We start from the raw sequence: 15,789 nt of genomic DNA on the forward strand, positions 1-15,789 counted from the left end.
TCACTGCTGACCCAGGCGGTTCCGGAGCCGGAATTCTTTCGGGGTTTCTCCCATGTAGGCTTTAAAGATTTTCACAAATGATCCCACGTTATCGTATCCGGTTTCTTTACCTATGGTCTCGACCTTGTGGTCCGTGGAAATTAAGAGCTCCCTGGCCTTGGCCAGGCGGAGGTTGGTAATGTACTGTTTTATAGTTTCCCCGTAGGCGGTTTTGAAAATGGCAGAAATGTGTGAGACGCTGTACCGCAGCTGATCCGCAATCTGATCCAGGCTGAGATTCCTGTCTGTATAGGTTTGGTCAATGATAGCCTTTACACTCTCGGCAATCATGACACTTGCCGAGCTTTGGGTATCGTCAAGCACATCAAGGATCTTGGCCAGCAACTGCTGAATCCCCTGGTGCATTTCTGTGGTATCAATGGTTTCTTCAATGGTCTGGCTAACCTCGGTAATCCTTTCCACCGTTTCTTGTTTTAAGGGCACATCAAATTCTTTAAGAATTTTTAACAGTGAATCTAACAGGTGAAAAACGGCGTGTTTCAGCTGGGTAAAGGGCAGGCCGGAGGCACCAAGAATGGCATAAAACTGTTCCAACGCAGCCTCAGATTGGTTGCGATCCCGTTGCTTTACCGCATTGATTATCCGCATTTCTTCATTGTAGGGGTAAAAATGCAGCCGGGGCTGCCCGGATATAATCTGGGTGTAGGAGACTATAGTACGGTTGGGAAACAATGTGCGGTACTCAATGGCAATCCGTGCTTCTTTGTAGGCGTCGGAGAGCTCGTACAGAGAAGGGTGCAGGGTGCTGCAGCCCAGGTAAATGTTTCCGGTGATCTCTTCATCCAGGTGGAGATAATTGCAGATATCAAAGGTGCTCAGTGATGATTGATCCTGGCCTGATAGCAGACTGTGGGGTATTCGGCAGATGAAGACGAGTTTTGAATCATCGGTCAGTACGGTTTCATAGGCGATGTCTTGATGAAAATGGAACCACTTTGCAATGGTTGCATCCCGTTCCACCACCAGGAGCTTGCTTGGAGTCGTGCCTTCCTGGGTAAAACGGCTTTTCAATAAACACTCAATAATCAGGAACTGGTCGCCGGACTGGGGTAGCAGGGAAAGCTGGGCTCGTTCCACTTCTCCTTCCAGAGATGAGCCCAGCAGCTCCGGGTCATGGAGAAGTGCCTGGATTACCCCCTCCTTCTGGTAGGGGTTGCTGCTGTAAAGGGTGGTATTCAGGGCCTTGTTCCGGTCGCTCAGGCGCTTTATATGAAGTTGGATACGGGAAAACTCGTCTACATCCTGGAGTCCATCAGGATCTCCGAGGCTAAGCACCAGGTTTTCCAGGGGGCGGTACAGAGAGTTCACCAGCCAGGGTGCCAGAGCTGACAGAACCATCATAATGCCCGCGGTAATGAGGCCGGATTGAACCAGGAACCGGGCAAGATCATCATGAATGCTGGAATAATCAACGCCATACAAATAGCGCCAGCCGGTATCTGCGGACTGATTCGCGGTAATGAGATAGCGCCTTCCGTTCCTGTCGTGAATCACCGGACCCTGATCAGTTCCATGATTCAGCCAGTCCTGGGAGAAGGAGGCCAGGGATAGGCTGCTTTTGGATTGGCGGATTATAACCGGTTCGTTGTACTGGTTGGTAATAATTACGAAGGAGTTATCGATTATAAAAATCTCATCGAGCAGGCTCTTAAAAAAGTTCTCGTTCAACTGGATGTACATGTAGAAGCTGCTCCCGTCAGCTGAGTTTTGTATGCTCCGGATGAGGAATACCCGGGAACTCGGCTGGCCGGGCAGGGAGAGCAGAATATCTTTTTCTCCCTGGAAGGATTCCAGGGTTTTATTCAGCCTCTGGATGGTCGATCCGGCGCTGGAGTGCTCGATAGAGCTCACCAGCTTGTTTTTGAGATCCAGCATCAGATTATCCTTGGGGTGGACCAGGTAGGCCTCGTCATAATAATCGGAAAGCCGGCTGAAGGGATCGAAATTTAGAAAGAAATTCCGCTTCTCGCGAAAGTCGGAGGTTTCGTACCATTGCTTCAGGTTTTTTAGCTCCGGCCGTGATGAAAGGTAGACTAAATCGGTCTGGATGCGGGTTACAAAATAATCCATGGTGCTTTGAAGCTGGGCATTGGTGCTGACTATGAACTTCCACCGCTCCCGTTCTGTTTGGTCGTACATCCGTACAAATAACACGATGGTATTCAAAATGACCGGAACAAGCAGGATTACGAGAATAGAAATGGAGATGCGTTTCTTATATTTCATAGCCCACCGTTGTATCTGAGATGGTAAATCATAGCATGGCATGTACCTGGCGCAAGAAAATCATTGTAAATCAGCGGTAAGGACAATTTTTAGAAGAAAGGCAGCCTTGCCCCGGGATGGACATTTGGGAATCGCTACTAAATACCGGAAAAGTCAGGTTTACGCCGGGAATGAGGCCTCCGCATACTTGAGTCAACCACAAGTAAAGTAGGACGGCATGAAAAAAGCAGACAAGTATTTGGCCCCAGAAGAATGGGGAATACGGGAAATTGGATTTGATCCCCAACGAAGCAGAGTGAGCGAATCCCTCTTCAGCCAGGCAAATGAGTATATGGGTGCCCGGGGCTTTTTTGAGGAAGGGTACAGTGGAGACAGCCTGGTGGGCTCGTATGTTAATCAGGTGTTCGAAGAAAAACGTGCCTCCGAACCTACCAGCTATCGAGGTGTGTCCAATCGGATGTGCTTCATGGTGAACACCGTGAATTGGTTTGCGGTGACCATCCGTATCGGCGGTGAGGTATTGGATCTGGCAAGCTCCCGGTTCTCCGACTATTCTCGGTTTCTGGATTTCCGAACAGGCTTGGTAACCCGGTGTTTTACCTGGCAGGTTGATCCATCCCGGAAGGTGAGCCTCTGTTTTGAACGGTTTTTGAGTATGAAACGCCCCGAACGGGCGTACCAGAGAATCACTTTAAAGCCCCTGGGATGTACCGCACCTGTGGAGCTGGATCTGTCCCTGGATTTTTCCCATATCCATGAGCAGCAGAAGGAAAATTACTGGTCCTGTAGCCAGCGGTCTGTGGCAGAGGACAGGGCAACCATTCACGGCACCTCGAAACATCTGAACAAACAGCTGGCCGCCTCTTTCGCCATGCATTCCAGCTTGACCCTGGCTCAAACCCCCCTGGTGGAAGATCAGGCTGTAGGTATTCGGCTTACAGGTTTGGTAGATCCTGCTTCGACCCTTGTGGTGGAGCGGGAGATTAACCTTCTGAGGGAAGGCCATTCTCCACGGTCCCGGGAGGGCTTGAGCTTTCATGACGCCCTGGAAGAAAACCGAGCGTACTGGGATGAAGTATGGCACCGGTCCGACATCCAGATTGAGGGAGACCTGGAGAATCAGCAGGGCATCCGGTACTGCATTTTCCAACTTGAGCAGACCTACCATGGGGCCTCCCCCGGGGCAAATATTGGTGCCAAGGGCCTCAGCGGCGAGGCGTATAACGGCAATGCCTTCTGGGATACCGAGGTCTATTGCCTGCCCTACTACCTGTTTTCTAACCCGGAGGCGGCAAAACGGCTCCTGGACTTCCGTTACCGGACCCTGCCCCAGGCCTTGGACCGTGCCAAAGAGCTCGACTGCCGGGGGGCCTGTTATCCCGTGGCAACCATTGACGGCACCGAAAGCTGCACCCTATGGCAGCATGCAAGTTTGCAGTTCCAGCCCAGCACGGGCGTTGCCTACGCATTATGGCATTATTGGAATATAACCGGGGATACCGGCTACCTGGCTGACAAGGGATTGGAGATGCTTCTACAGATCAGCCGCTTTCTCACGAGCCGGGTACAGTGGTCCGAAACAAAACAGCAGTTCGGTTTTTTCGGCGTAATGGGTCCGGACGAATTCCAGATGATGGTGAATCATAACGCCTATACCAATTATATGGCCAAGAGATGCCTCGAATTTGCCCTGGAAATTCTATCCCATGTTTCAGAAACAGAACCGGAAGTCTGGAAATCCTTGGTGGAAAAAATCGGATTCTCCAACCGCGAGAGGGAGGAGTTCGCGGCCATCGCCGCTCAGATGTACATTCCCCAGGATTCCGCACGGGGACTCATCGAACAGCACGAGGGATTTTTTGATCTACCCCATATCGATCTGGATTGCATACCCCAAGAAGACTTTCCCCTCTACCATTCCTGGAGCTACGATCGCATCTACCGGAATGACATGATCAAACAGCCCGACGTGCTCATGTTCATGTTCCTGTATAACCAGAGCTTTACCCGCCGGCAGAAACAGGTGAATTATGAGTACTACGAACCCCGCTGCATCCATGAATCGAGCCTCTCTCCCTCGGTTCACTCCATCTTGGCGGTGGAACTGGGAAAATACCGGGAAGCCTTAGAGTTTTTCCGATTCGCCACCCGGATCGATTTGGATAACTACAACCGTAATACCCGGGAGGGTCTGCACGGTACCGCCATCGCCGGTGCCTGGATGAATATTGTGTACGGCTTCGGGGGATTCAGATCTGACGGCCCAATACCGGTCATGAACCCCGTGTTGCCCGAAGACTGGACCGGGTACCGGTTCAACCTCCATATCCGGAATTCCCATATCCAAGTACTGGTAACCCGGGAGACGACCTCCGTGACCCTTGTCTCCGGGGATGGGCTGCCGTTAATTCTTGGGGGTGAATCCTGGAATTTGGGAGGGACAGCAGCTCCCAGAAGCATCCAGATACCCACAACGAGGGTGCAGTAGATGGATGGCTGGATAATTCAAGAGCACGGCATCCCGTCGGAGGATCAGATAATTACCCGGGGTAATAATTTCCTCTGCGCCAACGGATTTATCGGGGTGCGCGGGACCCTGGAAGAGTATGGCAGCACCCAGAAAACCGGGGTTATGATCAACGGTATATACGACAGCCATGAAGGCCGATGGAGCGAGCCGGTCAACCTGCCCAATCCGCTGTATCTCAGGGTTCAGGATGACCAGGGCCGGGATCTGCAGATCTGTCCCTCCAGTCCGGCGAACCATAGTCACGGAATTGATTTGGCTGCGGGCATCCATTGGCGGAACTCCCTGCTTAGCAGGACAGAGAATCCCTCTGCGCCAGTGTTAGGACTCAAGAGCCAGCGCTTTGTCTCCCAAGAGGTGCCAGGTCTAATTTTACAGCGTCTTGAACTGGACTGGACCCACTCTCCCGGTAGCAGTTGGCAGCTCACCATGGGCGTTGATCCGGATATTTGGGATATCAACGGTCCGCATCTACACAAGATCACTCCAAGGATGAAGCTCATTGATGGGGTCATGGTTGAAGAGATTCAAATGGAAACCCAGGAACGTGGCATTCCTATTCGTATAGCCCGTCATGCCCGGGTTGTGGAAGGTGGGTTGGAACCGCTTTCTCCGGCGTCTGAAGGTCGGGGGAGCAGTCCTACCGGGGGTTTGAGTGCCTTCAAAACGGTGGAATCCCCCCAAAACCGGCTGACGGTGGACGTGCATATCCTGGTGAGCTGGGGCGACCGGGAGGATTTTTCGAGGGTGTTCACCGATCTACCCAGGCTGGCAGCCCGGAATTGGCAGTACTGGGAGGAGAATCAGCGGAAACACTGGCACCACCTCTGGCAGGCATCCGATGTTCGTATTTCTGGGGACAGTGAAGCCATGAAGGCTCTGCGGTTCAGCCTGTACCACCTCCTGAGTTTGCTTCCGCCGGAGGGTGAGGCCTTGAGTGTTCCCGCCCGGGGACTTTCCGGGCAGGTGTATAAGGGGGCGATATTCTGGGATACAGAAATCTTCATGCAGCCCTTTTATGAGCTCACCCATCCCCGCCGGGCCCGTTCCCTCATCCTGAATCGTATCCAGGGTCTGCCGGGCGCCTTGAAGAAGGCGGCCCAGTACGGCTATCGGGGTGCCTTCTATGCCTGGGAGGCCCAGGATCAAGGCGAGGAGGCCTGTACGGACTACAACATCACCGACGTTATTACCGGCCGGCCCATGAGAACCTTCTTCCGGGAAAAACAGATTCACATTAGCGCGGATATTGTTTTTGCCTTAGGGAACTACATTCTTCGGACCGGTGACCGGGAAATTTTGGACCAGGGGGGCAGGCAGGTTATCGGGGAATGCGCCCGGTTTTATCTGAGCCGCTGCCATCTACGTCCGGATCTGAACCGGTATGAACTTCTGGATGTAACCGGTCCGGATGAATACCACGAACGTGTTCACAATAACTTTTTTACCAATCTCATGGTTAAGCACTGTTTAGAATTCGCCCTGGAAACCGGGAGCCTTCAAGATCCCGGGGAGGTGAGGTTGGCCGAAGATGTGGTTCAGCGGCTCTATATCCCCCAGCCTTGGGGGAGTGCTGGAATTATTCCGCAATTTGATGGGTACCTGACCCTTAGGCAGGTAGGCATCGAAGAAGTTCTGGAGGGTAGGTTGCATCCCAATGAATACCTGGGAGGCGAGAACGGCTTAGCCCGATGGACCCAGGTTATTAAGCAGGCAGATGTGGTATTGGGGTTGTACCTCTTCCCTCAGGTGATTGAGGACGAACTCATCCGGGCCAACTGGGAGTATTACGAGCAGCGAACTGAACACGGTTCCTCCCTGAGTGCCACCGCCTACGCCGGGATTGCCGCCCGGATTGGTAATACCCAGGACGCTCTCCAGTACTTTTATACATCTGCCCGGATCGATTTAGACGGACGGGCCAAGCAGTATGTAGGCGATCTCTACATTGGAGGTACCCATCCGGCTGCCCAGGGCGGGGCATGGCAGATTGTCGTCTTTGGTTTCCTGGGATTGCAGATTACCCGCCAGGGCCTTTCTCTGGACCCTCACCTGCCGTCCCACTGGCGGGAGGTTGAGTGCCCCTTGGTGCTTCGCGGGACGCAAATACGCATTACGGTTTCCGAGGATTCCATAGCCATTTATTACCGGGGAAAGACTCATTATATCGAGCCGGGCACCGTACTAGCCTGGCAGAGCATCACTGGAGAAGGAGCGGACCATGCTTGAATCTATGAAGGGTGCCCTATTCGATCTTGACGGGGTACTGGTAGACACGGCTCGGTACCACTACCGGGCCTGGAAGCGGCTTGCGGCTGCCCTGGGGTTTGATTTTACCCCGGAACAGAACGAAGAGCTAAAAGGTATAAGCCGCCGGGATTCTCTAGAGCGGTTATTGGCCATCGGAGGGGTGAGCTTATCGGAGAATGAAAAGCTTCTTTGGCTGGAACGGAAGAACTCGTGGTACCTTGAGTACATTGATACCATGGGACCCGGGGAGGTTCTCCCCGGGGCTGCGGAGTTTCTGGGGCGCCTCAAGGGGCGTGGTATTAAAATCGCCCTGGGCTCCGCCAGCAAAAACGCCCCCCGGATCATCCAGCGGATCGGGTTGCTCTCGGTATTTGATGGTATAATTGACGGTACCAAGACCTCCCGGTCTAAGCCCGATCCGGAGGTCTTTCTACTCGGGTCCCGGGCCATCGGAGTGGCCCCTCGGGACTGTATCGTCTTTGAGGATGCCGCTGCGGGGGTCCAAGCGGGCAGGGCAGCCGGGATGCGGGTTGTGGGAATAGGAAGCCCCGGGATTCTTACCGAGGCAGACATGGTGGTTCCCGGTCTTTCTGAACTCGTCTGGGATCGTTAAGGGGATGGTAGTGCGCAAAAGGAGATACGTAATCTATGAAACCTAGCCTGTACAGCCCCCTGGCAGCCCTTCTACTGGTAAGCATACTCTCCTGCGGGCAGCCGGACCAGCCCCGGAACGGCCAGGCAGGAACAGCCGACCCCCCCGGTACTGCTAGTCAGCTCATCGGTCACGCCCTCAAGTATGATCCCAACAAGAGCGTTAACGGCGGAAAGCCCATCCAGATTGAGTTTTGGACTCAGGTTGATTATGAGGATATATACCAGCAATTGGTTCAGGACTACATGGCCCTGCATCCCAATGTGGAAATAACCCTCTCCTCCCTATCGTGGTCTGATCATCGAAGCAGGTTGGCTGCCGCTCTTGAAACCGGCATTGGCCCGGATCTGTTTCACATGCATAACTCCATGAGCAGCCAGCTCATTGCCCATTTGGAGCCCTACCCTCGGACGGTCTTTCCCCTTGAGATTCTCGAACAGGACTTCCGGCAGGTCCGGTCTCACCTCCTGGACGGGCACCTGTATTTTATAGACACCGGGCTCATGACCGGCGCAATGCTCTATAACATCCAGCATTGGAAGGAAGCCGGACTGACCGATGCGGATATACCAAAAAACTGGGATCAACTCTATGCCTTGGCTCAGAAGCTAACCATCCAGGATGATGATGGAACAGTCATCCGGGCGGGATTCAATCCCAACGGCATGGGGTATCCCCTGTTTGCAGCCCTGAATCTGCAACAAGGCCTCCCTCTCTTTTCCTACTCCAACCCCCGCCGCCCCCTGATTGCATTTCAGGAGAGTCTCAGGAGCCTGGAGTATATCCGGCGGTTTTACACCGAACCCCGGGTCACCGACCCCTACCTACCCGAAGCCCATGAATCCTTCGGTTTCGGATCCTCCTCTATTATTTATGCCTGGGGGTGGGTGCTTAACTGGCTGAACCGTAATGCTCCCCAGATAGACTTTGCTACCTTCCCCCTGCCCTCCTGGACCGGGGAGATTCCACCAGCTTACGATCGGAACAACGGTGAGGTCAGCATGGGAGTAAACCGCCATGCTCCTCTGGAGAACCAGGCAGTAGCCTTCGATCTGATCGCCTACTATCTCGCCAGTGATGCCTATTTATTAACTCTGAGCCAGCAGTTCGGAACCTATCCCAGCAAAATCAGCCTGGATGCCAACGACGGTATTGTTGATGGCCAGAACCTATCTGCGTTCCAAACAATCCTGGAGCGCACCGTCTGGCCCGGGGCTCTACCTCAAACCTACGAAGAACATTTAGTACGCTACGTGCTGGATCCGGTCCTCATCGACGGCGCCGACCCCGTCATGGCCCTGGTAACCGCGGACCGGGTAATAACCCCCATCATGCGCTTTGAAAGCTTCCTATCCAGGGAACAGCGCTATGTTCATGCGGGGGAGTTCAAACGAGAGTATTATGCCATCCCTTCGGGGTCTGAATAACCGGGTCCCGGGCGGAATATCGTCAGGGCCCTCAGGGCCGGCCAGGGGCATCTAATTAGGGAGGGTTCATGGCTTGGGAATGATGAATACTGCGCAAATGCTTGTAAATCGACCCATGGAGTACGCTACCCCTGGATCCATATTATTGGCAACACCCCTATATCAGGCATAGCCTACAACCTTTTACCCACTTAGGAGCGCTATAGACCAGCCAATAATTTCAGTCCATCTACAGAATTGATCACGAGCTTCTTTTTAGCATTCATCCTATCGAAGAGCGCTTTTTGTTTCCCAGAAATCTCAGCATTGTATTTCGCTTCAATCAGTATGGTATCGGATGTGATGAAATCAATTTCATTTCCATCTTCGTATAGGTAGAATACTTCCTTCTTATTTCTCAACTGAAGATAAATGTAGTTTTCAAAATAACTTCTAAGATCGCGATCACCTGTGAATAGGTATTTTATACCTAAATCACAAGCATATATTTTCTTTGATGAAAGGATTTTCTCATTAGTTTTTCCCCATCGGGGTAACAAATGAATCAGAAATGTTTCTTCAAAGTAATAGAGATATCGGCGTGACGTATCCGGTGAAATATGAAGGATATTGGCAATTTTATTGATGCTTAGTTGCTTTCCACCTCGTTCCATGAGCAAGGTAAAATAGTCTCTCATTATCTGATGGTTCTTGATTCCATGAAACGCCGTTATATCTTTCTGAATAATATCATCCACCAGATTCATCAGATATTCTCGATTCGGATTCAAGACGTTTTCGGGTAGTCCCCCATCACGGATATAGTCCTTAAAATATTCCTCCTCTAAAGCCGAGTCTCTTTTCTTGAGATTGATATCTTTGAATACCATGTATTCTGGAAAATCCAACGGTTTTACTTCGATGGTGATTGATCTGCCCGTCAAAAAAGCCTTTTTATCTTTGAGCAATGAACTTGACGAGGAAGTAGCAACGATTTTGATGCTATACTTATCGTACAAGGTTTTTAGTTGATGGAAATAATCTTTCTGATAGGTAATTTCATCAAAAAATACGTATAGTTTGTGATCAAAGGTGAGGCGATGAATCTTTTTATATTCTTCGATGATCTCAAGAAGGTTCTTGTTTTTAAGAAGGTAGTCATCCACGCTGACATATAATATGAATTTACTTTCGATACCAGCATCGATAAGTTTTTTAATAAGGATTTTCATCAGGGTTGTTTTGCCGACACGACGTAGTCCGGTCAGGAATAGTACATTGTCATTTCCGAGGTTCTCCGTTAGGAGATTTATATACTTCTCCCGGGGAAATATATCTTTAAGGGCAAAGTCCTCTTCCCACCAGGGGTTATATTGGTAGAGAATATCTTTCATATGGATTCTATTATACGATACAATCGTACAGAAATATAGTACTTCATACGATGGACTGGAAAAACTCGTTATACAGAGGAGGGCGCCATGGCCCCAAAAGATACAGAGAAGACAGGATTTACCGCCGAGGAGCGGAAGGCAATGATGGCACGGTCCCGGGAGCTGGCCCGGGAGAAGAAGGCGGCCAAAAAACGCGAGGCGGGGGAGCAGGCCTTACTGGAGGCCATCGCCGAGATGACCGATGCCGATAAGGCCCTGGCCGAGCGAATCCACCAGCTGGTGACCGAGGCCGCGCCCGACCTGTGGCCCAAGACCTGGTACGGTATGCCCGCCTACGCCCAGGACGGGACGGTCATCTGCTTCTTCCAGGCTGCGGGGAAGTTCAATTCCCGCTACGCCACCTTCGGCTTTAACGATGCAGCACGGATCGATGACGGGGTCATGTGGCCCACCAGCTTTGCGGTAACCGAGCTAACTCCCCAGGGGGAAGAGCTTATTACCAAGCTTGTACGGAAAGCAGCGGGGTCGACTTTCAGCTAATGGAACAGTTCTTTTTGCCTATAGTTTCAAAATGTTTCAGCTGCTGAAATGAAATGTTTGCCCAGCTGAAACATTTTGTACCATTACTTAAAACATTTTGTTCAAAGCAACGAAATGTCAGGAATCCATATCAACGCCTGTACAGCCTGGTTTTGTATGTAGTGCGCAAAAGCTTGTAAACAACACCAGATATAGCGGTGGACCCCGGGGTCCGGTCCTAGGGGTAGTGCCGCCCCAGGGTAAAGTTACAACCTTTTGCGCACAACATAATACTCAGCCTTTCCGAGTAACTTTCGTTTCTTGCTCAAACTAAATAAAAGGAATACACTTTAAACCATGATTTCTCTCGCACCAGAAATACAGAAGGATATTGAAAAAGCAACAGCGATCCTGAAAGATGCGGGATGTCGGGAAATCTACGTGTTTGGTTCACTTATTGAAGGGACTTTCTCTGAAAAATCAGATATAGATTTTGCCGTTATCGGCCTTCCAAAAGAAAATTTCTTTTCTGCTTACGGACAGTTGCTTGAGCAGCTAAGCCGCAGTGTCGACCTAATCGGCCTGGATTATGATAATGACTTCAGTAAGAGAATAAAGCAAACTCGGAAGTTAGAACGTGTCGCATAGACTCCAAGATGATATCGAATTTGAATTTTCTCAAATAGTAAAAGAAGCTGATTTAGGATGTATTCTTATACCACTGTTCAAAGAGAATAGAATCGACGAGTTACAATTGCGTGCTGCGGCGTCACTTATCCATTCGATATACAATGGAATGGAGAAAATACTCATACTACAGTTAAAAAATAAAGAGATACAAATTCCAACCAGTGCAAAATGGCATGCAGAATTATTAATGAGCGCTCATGAAAAGAGATTGATTTCTGCTGAAACATATGCAGTGTTGAGGAAGTATATGAGCTTCAGGCACTTTTATCGTCATGCTTATGGATTCATGTTGGATCAAGAGCTGCTCTATCCTCTCGTGAGAGATTCAAAAACCATACCAGATATAGCGGTGGACGCCGGGGTCGGGTCCTAGGGGTAGTGCCGCCCCAGGGCAAAGTTACAACCTTTTGTGCACTACCCTAGGACAACGGCCGGGGTACGATGCGCCCTTCGGACTTATCCAGGGCAAAGCGGGTGCGGGTCATCGGGCGGTTCACCAGGTAGGATACGTGGGAAATCTCGATGTAGACCCCGGGAAAGACGGTACCGTACACATCCACCGAGGCGGTATCGTTTTTGTCCAGGGTCACTACCAGGGATGAGGCCTGGTCGTTCAGGGTGGAAATGGCTTGTTGGATCTTCGTCCGGGTGGCTAAGAGCTGCTCCAGGGTGTCGGGGTCAGGCATCCGGGAGATCTGCTCCTGGATCTTCCGCAGGGTGTAGGCAAGCTGGAGGCTCTTATCCTTGATCCATTGGAGTCTGTTTTTAGCCATAAAGTCTATGCCGCAGTAGATCTCCGTTTTCGGGGCCATGGAGCTGCCGATCTGGTAGGCGGTGATCCCGTTTTGGGCGGAGATGGTACCCCCGATAACCAAGCCCCGGGGCATGCAGGTTATGCGTCCGTTGCAGTACAGGGATGAGTGCAAGATACCTGAGCTGACCGTCATATCTCCGGCGGATTCGATGTAGCAGTTCTCGATAAACCGCGCTACTAGGCGGCCTCCAGCCTTTACCACCCCCTTCTTGCGACCGATGATTCCCTTGTTGACCATCAGATCCCCGGCGCATTCCACCAGGGTGGCGTCTAGGGTGCCTTGGACGTACACGGATTTTTGGGATTTGACCGTGAAGTTGTCCCGGACGTCCCCGGTTATGTAGACGTCTCCGGGAAAGTCGATGTTTCCGGTTTTATAGCTGACCCCGGTTTTGACCTGGAGCACCTGGTTTACCCGGAACCCTCCGGGGTACAGCTCCAGCCTGCCGTCGCAGCCGGCCAGAATAACGTCGTTAGCGTATTCGGTGTTCTCCCCGGGCCTCAGGGTCGGGCGGGACTCTTTGGCAAAGGGAAGTACGGTGCCATAGATGTCCGTGCCGGGTTTTCCGGGTTTTTCGGGGATGATCCGGGCCAACTGCTGATTCTTTTTGACCAGGATAAAGGAGCTCACCTCCCGGTAGTCGATCTGACTCTCCGAATCGGCCCGGGGTTTGGGATCCTCCAGGAAGCGCTCCTCTAATACGATGTGTTCGGGAATGTGGGGCTCGGGGGCTATGCCCTTGGCTACGACTACGCCGGTCAGGGGTACCTTTTCCTGGTTGCATTTGTCGATGAGTTTTTCGAGAACATCCCAATCCACCCCGAAGGATATCCCCAGGTTTTCCAGAGCTGCGGCCAGGTGTTTTTTGGTGAGGGGGCGCATGCCGATGCTGGGGGGGTAGAGGTCGGCGAAGGCTGCCAGGCCGGCAGGATCGGCGGATACCTCCACATGGCCGTCCATGGGCATTTCCGCAGGCATATCGTTTTGGTCGTAGTAGCGGGAGAGCATCTGTTTTCCGGCTACCTCGGGAAGGTTGGCTATCTCGTCCTGGAGGGTGCGGTGGTAGGTTTCGAAGTCTTCTATATGCTGTCTGGCAGACTGGATGAGCTTATCCAGGTTATCTTTGCGATGGTCTTGCATGAATCATGGCTCCTAACGGGGCGTCAATGGGCGTTCCCGGGGCAATTAATCCCCTAATAGATCCAGGATTTTCCCCACATCAAAGGGCTTTTTTATGACCCCTACCGCACCGTAGTCCAGGGCCTGGCGGATCAGGGGATCGCTGGGGTAGCCGGTAATAATGAGGATGGTGGTTTCTGGTTGGTTCTGGCGGATCTGACGGGTTACCTCGGCGCCGTCCATGTCGGGCATGCGCAGATCCACCAAAACCAGGTCGAAGAACTCCGCGCTGGCGGTATCGGCGCCCTCCCGGGCATCGGCGCAGGTATTCACCTCAAAGCCGAAGTCGGCCAGGATGGTGGTAAAGGCTTCTAGGATGGGGAGTTCGTCATCAATCATGAGAATGCGTTTGCTCACAGGGCTACTCCTCCTTAGGTTTGTAGTGCGCAAAAGGTTGTTCTGCCACCGAGCCTAGGGCGTACGGGGTTGTACCGTCCTCCACCGAACCTACCGGGGAGCGCCTGGCCCTCAGATGCAGAGACTGAGCTCCGCCAAGACCGACCGGATCTTCTCCATGGTGGGCGGCTTGGATACTACCATAGTAATATACTCCGGGAGATTCTTGCTATCCAAAAATACGCCCCATCCGGTAAGCAGCAGCACCGGCGTCTTCGGGGCCAGGCTGACCACCTCCTTGGCAACCTGAAGTCCGTCCATATCCGGCATGCCCAGATCGGTAATCACCAGGTCAAAGGCCTCGGGGCCCCGGCTCTTTTGGGAAAAAATCTCCAGGGCCTCAGCGCCGGTTTTGGCATCGGTTACCCGGTGGCCGGATTAAGCAACCTTTTTTCTGTAAATTTCTTTAAAAGCAGGGCGATCATTAGACTCGGGTAAGTACCGTTTTTCATTCTGCCATTGATCGTTCTGTTCGATCAGCATGGCCGCCGCAAGGCGAAGCAAACTATCGGCATTAGGGAATACGCCTACGACCTTTGTTCGCCTTTTTATTTCTTTCATTTGACGTTCAGCCAAATTTGAGGTTCGTAACTTCCTCCTGTGGTTTTCCGGGATATGAAATACGCTTAATCCCTCCCGGAGATTTTCATCAGCCCACTGGGCAAGACGGGGCTGGGTCTTCTCATACTTTTCTACCAGGCTCTGCAAGTACCTTTCGGCGTTCTGTTCATCTGGGGCATTGAAAACCTTGCGGATTTCCGCCGCTACCGCCGGGACATCGTCTTTCCTTGTCACGTAACCACGAGCATTTTGCTGCAAGTGAAATTGACACCGTTGCCACAAGATTCCAGGAAACACAGCATCGATAGCTGCTCGAAGACCCGCATGGTCATCACTGGTAATCATGGTCAGACCATGGAGCCCTCTACGAACCAGGCCTTCTAGAAACGATCGCCAATTTACCTCCGCTTCGCTATTGGCTACTTCTGTGCCCAAAATCTGACGTTTGCCTTCATAATCGACGCCTATGGCCATCAGTAGGGACTGTTTGACCACTTTCGAGCCTACACGCACTGATTCATATGTAGCGTCGAGCACGAGATACTGTATTTGTCCTACCGGCGAGGATCGCCAGGATGTTGCCTCTTCATCCAGCTCCTTCGCCAATCGACTTACCTGTGAGGAGCTCACCTCGGTGCCGCATAGGATTTCTACGATATCTGAAACCCGTCTAGTACTGACCCCTTTTACGTACATCTCGGCTATCGCAAGTTTTAAGGCTCGTTCACTCCGAATACCCTTTTCGATACAGCTGGGATAGAATTCCAGTCCGCGGACTTGAGGTATCTTGAGTAATACCTTCCCGGTAGCCAAAGCCAAGGTTTTGTTCTTAAACCCGTTGGCGTAGCCCATTCGATCTTCGGTCCGCTCATAGGGTTCGGCCTGAAGGGTTTTGGCTCGCTCAAGTTTCATTGCTTCGTTCACTACCTTTTCTATCACCTTAGAAAATTTACTGTCTTCCTTGGTGGCTAACATTTGGATCACTTGCTCTAAAAGTGTATACTCTGATTGGTAGGCCATCGGGCTCTCCTTATGGTTTGTTTCGTCACTTACCATTTGAGCCTGATCGGCCTGCTTTCTTCAACCTAATTTACAGAAAGAATTGTACACCAAC

Annotated in this window: 12 protein-coding genes and 1 pseudogene; 7 read left to right on the forward strand and 6 right to left on the reverse strand. The window is 51.7% G+C overall.

The annotated features are described in order from the left end of the window. Positions 1-2,286: a helix-turn-helix domain-containing protein gene (locus DC28_RS03240; protein WP_037545858.1), complete on the reverse strand. Its 2,286-nt coding sequence runs from the start codon at positions 2,284-2,286 to the stop codon at positions 1-3. Positions 2,287-2,503: 217 nt separating this feature from the next. On the opposite strand from DC28_RS03240, the gene DC28_RS03245 reads away from it, so the two are divergent. From DC28_RS03245 to DC28_RS03260, 4 genes are read left to right on the forward strand one after another with little or no spacing between them, the layout of a single operon-like run. Then, the gene (locus DC28_RS03245) at positions 2,504-4,774 is read left to right on the forward strand and encodes a glycoside hydrolase family 65 protein (protein ID WP_052078395.1); all 2,271 of its coding nucleotides are present in this window, start codon (positions 2,504-2,506) and stop codon (positions 4,772-4,774) included. After that, positions 4,775-7,042, forward strand: coding sequence for a glycosyl hydrolase family 65 protein (locus DC28_RS03250; protein ID WP_052078396.1), 2,268 nt, complete (start codon positions 4,775-4,777; stop codon positions 7,040-7,042). Then, positions 7,035-7,676 carry a beta-phosphoglucomutase gene (gene pgmB, locus DC28_RS03255; protein WP_037545860.1) on the forward strand — a complete coding sequence of 214 codons (642 nt, stop codon included), beginning with the start codon at positions 7,035-7,037 and terminating at the stop codon, positions 7,674-7,676. The genes DC28_RS03250 and pgmB overlap by 8 nt, the downstream gene beginning before the upstream one ends. A gap of 35 nt (positions 7,677-7,711) precedes the next feature. Beyond that, positions 7,712-9,142 carry an ABC transporter substrate-binding protein gene (locus DC28_RS03260; RefSeq protein ID WP_037545864.1) on the forward strand — a complete coding sequence of 477 codons (1,431 nt, stop codon included), beginning with the start codon at positions 7,712-7,714 and terminating at the stop codon, positions 9,140-9,142. Between the two features lie 200 nt (positions 9,143-9,342). On the opposite strand, the gene DC28_RS03265 is transcribed toward DC28_RS03260, so the two are convergent. Further along, complete coding sequence (locus DC28_RS03265) at positions 9,343-10,515, reverse strand: ATP-binding protein (protein ID WP_238565756.1); 1,173 nt, start codon at positions 10,513-10,515, stop codon at positions 9,343-9,345. A gap of 87 nt (positions 10,516-10,602) precedes the next feature. Here DC28_RS03265 and DC28_RS03270 point away from each other — a divergent pair, with 87 nt between their 5' ends. From DC28_RS03270 to DC28_RS15150, 3 genes are all read left to right on the forward strand, one after another. After that, positions 10,603-11,055, forward strand: coding sequence for an iron chaperone (locus tag DC28_RS03270; protein WP_037545869.1), 453 nt, complete (start codon positions 10,603-10,605; stop codon positions 11,053-11,055). 336 nt (positions 11,056-11,391) lie between these two features. Beyond that, on the forward strand, positions 11,392-11,682 hold the full coding sequence (locus DC28_RS03275; protein WP_052078397.1) for a nucleotidyltransferase family protein: 291 nt from the start codon (positions 11,392-11,394) through the stop codon (positions 11,680-11,682). Then, a complete protein-coding gene (locus tag DC28_RS15150) occupies positions 11,672-12,097 on the forward strand; it encodes a ribonuclease toxin HepT-like protein (RefSeq protein WP_052078398.1) in 426 nt (141 codons plus the stop codon). The genes DC28_RS03275 and DC28_RS15150 overlap by 11 nt, the downstream gene beginning before the upstream one ends. Positions 12,098-12,143: 46 nt before the next feature. Here the strand turns inward: DC28_RS15150 and DC28_RS03285 are convergent, their stop codons facing one another. The 4 genes and pseudogenes from DC28_RS03285 to DC28_RS03300 all read right to left on the reverse strand — a co-directional run bounded on the left by DC28_RS03285 (position 12,144) and on the right by DC28_RS03300 (position 15,695). Further along, the gene (locus DC28_RS03285) at positions 12,144-13,679 is read right to left on the reverse strand and encodes a DUF342 domain-containing protein (protein WP_037545873.1); all 1,536 of its coding nucleotides are present in this window, start codon (positions 13,677-13,679) and stop codon (positions 12,144-12,146) included. 45 nt (positions 13,680-13,724) lie between these two features. Next, positions 13,725-14,075 carry a response regulator gene (locus DC28_RS03290; protein ID WP_052078399.1) on the reverse strand — a complete coding sequence of 117 codons (351 nt, stop codon included), beginning with the start codon at positions 14,073-14,075 and terminating at the stop codon, positions 13,725-13,727. A 111-nt stretch (positions 14,076-14,186) separates the two neighbouring features. Further along, positions 14,187-14,477, reverse strand: a pseudogene (locus DC28_RS03295) (response regulator); the annotation flags it as partial. Positions 14,478-14,492: 15 nt separating this feature from the next. Then, complete coding sequence (locus tag DC28_RS03300; RefSeq protein ID WP_037545877.1) at positions 14,493-15,695, reverse strand: IS256 family transposase; 1,203 nt, start codon at positions 15,693-15,695, stop codon at positions 14,493-14,495. Positions 15,696-15,789 lie beyond the last annotated feature (94 nt).

The organism is Spirochaeta lutea (assembly GCF_000758165.1).
Classification (GTDB): domain Bacteria; phylum Spirochaetota; class Spirochaetia; order DSM-27196; family Salinispiraceae; genus Spirochaeta_D; species Spirochaeta_D lutea.

Coding starts and splice junctions, on each gene's coding strand:
- DC28_RS03265 (WP_238565756.1), bottom strand. CDS start 10,515: ATGAAAGATATTCTCTACCAATATAACCCCTGGTGGGAAGAGGACTTT.
- DC28_RS03240 (WP_037545858.1), bottom strand. CDS start 2,286: ATGAAATATAAGAAACGCATCTCCATTTCTATTCTCGTAATCCTGCTT.
- DC28_RS03275 (WP_052078397.1), top strand. CDS start 11,392: ATGATTTCTCTCGCACCAGAAATACAGAAGGATATTGAAAAAGCAACA.
- DC28_RS03260 (WP_037545864.1), top strand. CDS start 7,712: ATGAAACCTAGCCTGTACAGCCCCCTGGCAGCCCTTCTACTGGTAAGC.
- DC28_RS03270 (WP_037545869.1), top strand. CDS start 10,603: ATGGCCCCAAAAGATACAGAGAAGACAGGATTTACCGCCGAGGAGCGG.
- DC28_RS03300 (WP_037545877.1), bottom strand. CDS start 15,695: ATGGCCTACCAATCAGAGTATACACTTTTAGAGCAAGTGATCCAAATG.
- DC28_RS03250 (WP_052078396.1), top strand. CDS start 4,775: ATGGATGGCTGGATAATTCAAGAGCACGGCATCCCGTCGGAGGATCAG.
- DC28_RS03245 (WP_052078395.1), top strand. CDS start 2,504: ATGAAAAAAGCAGACAAGTATTTGGCCCCAGAAGAATGGGGAATACGG.
- pgmB (WP_037545860.1), top strand. CDS start 7,035: ATGCTTGAATCTATGAAGGGTGCCCTATTCGATCTTGACGGGGTACTG.
- DC28_RS03285 (WP_037545873.1), bottom strand. CDS start 13,679: ATGCAAGACCATCGCAAAGATAACCTGGATAAGCTCATCCAGTCTGCC.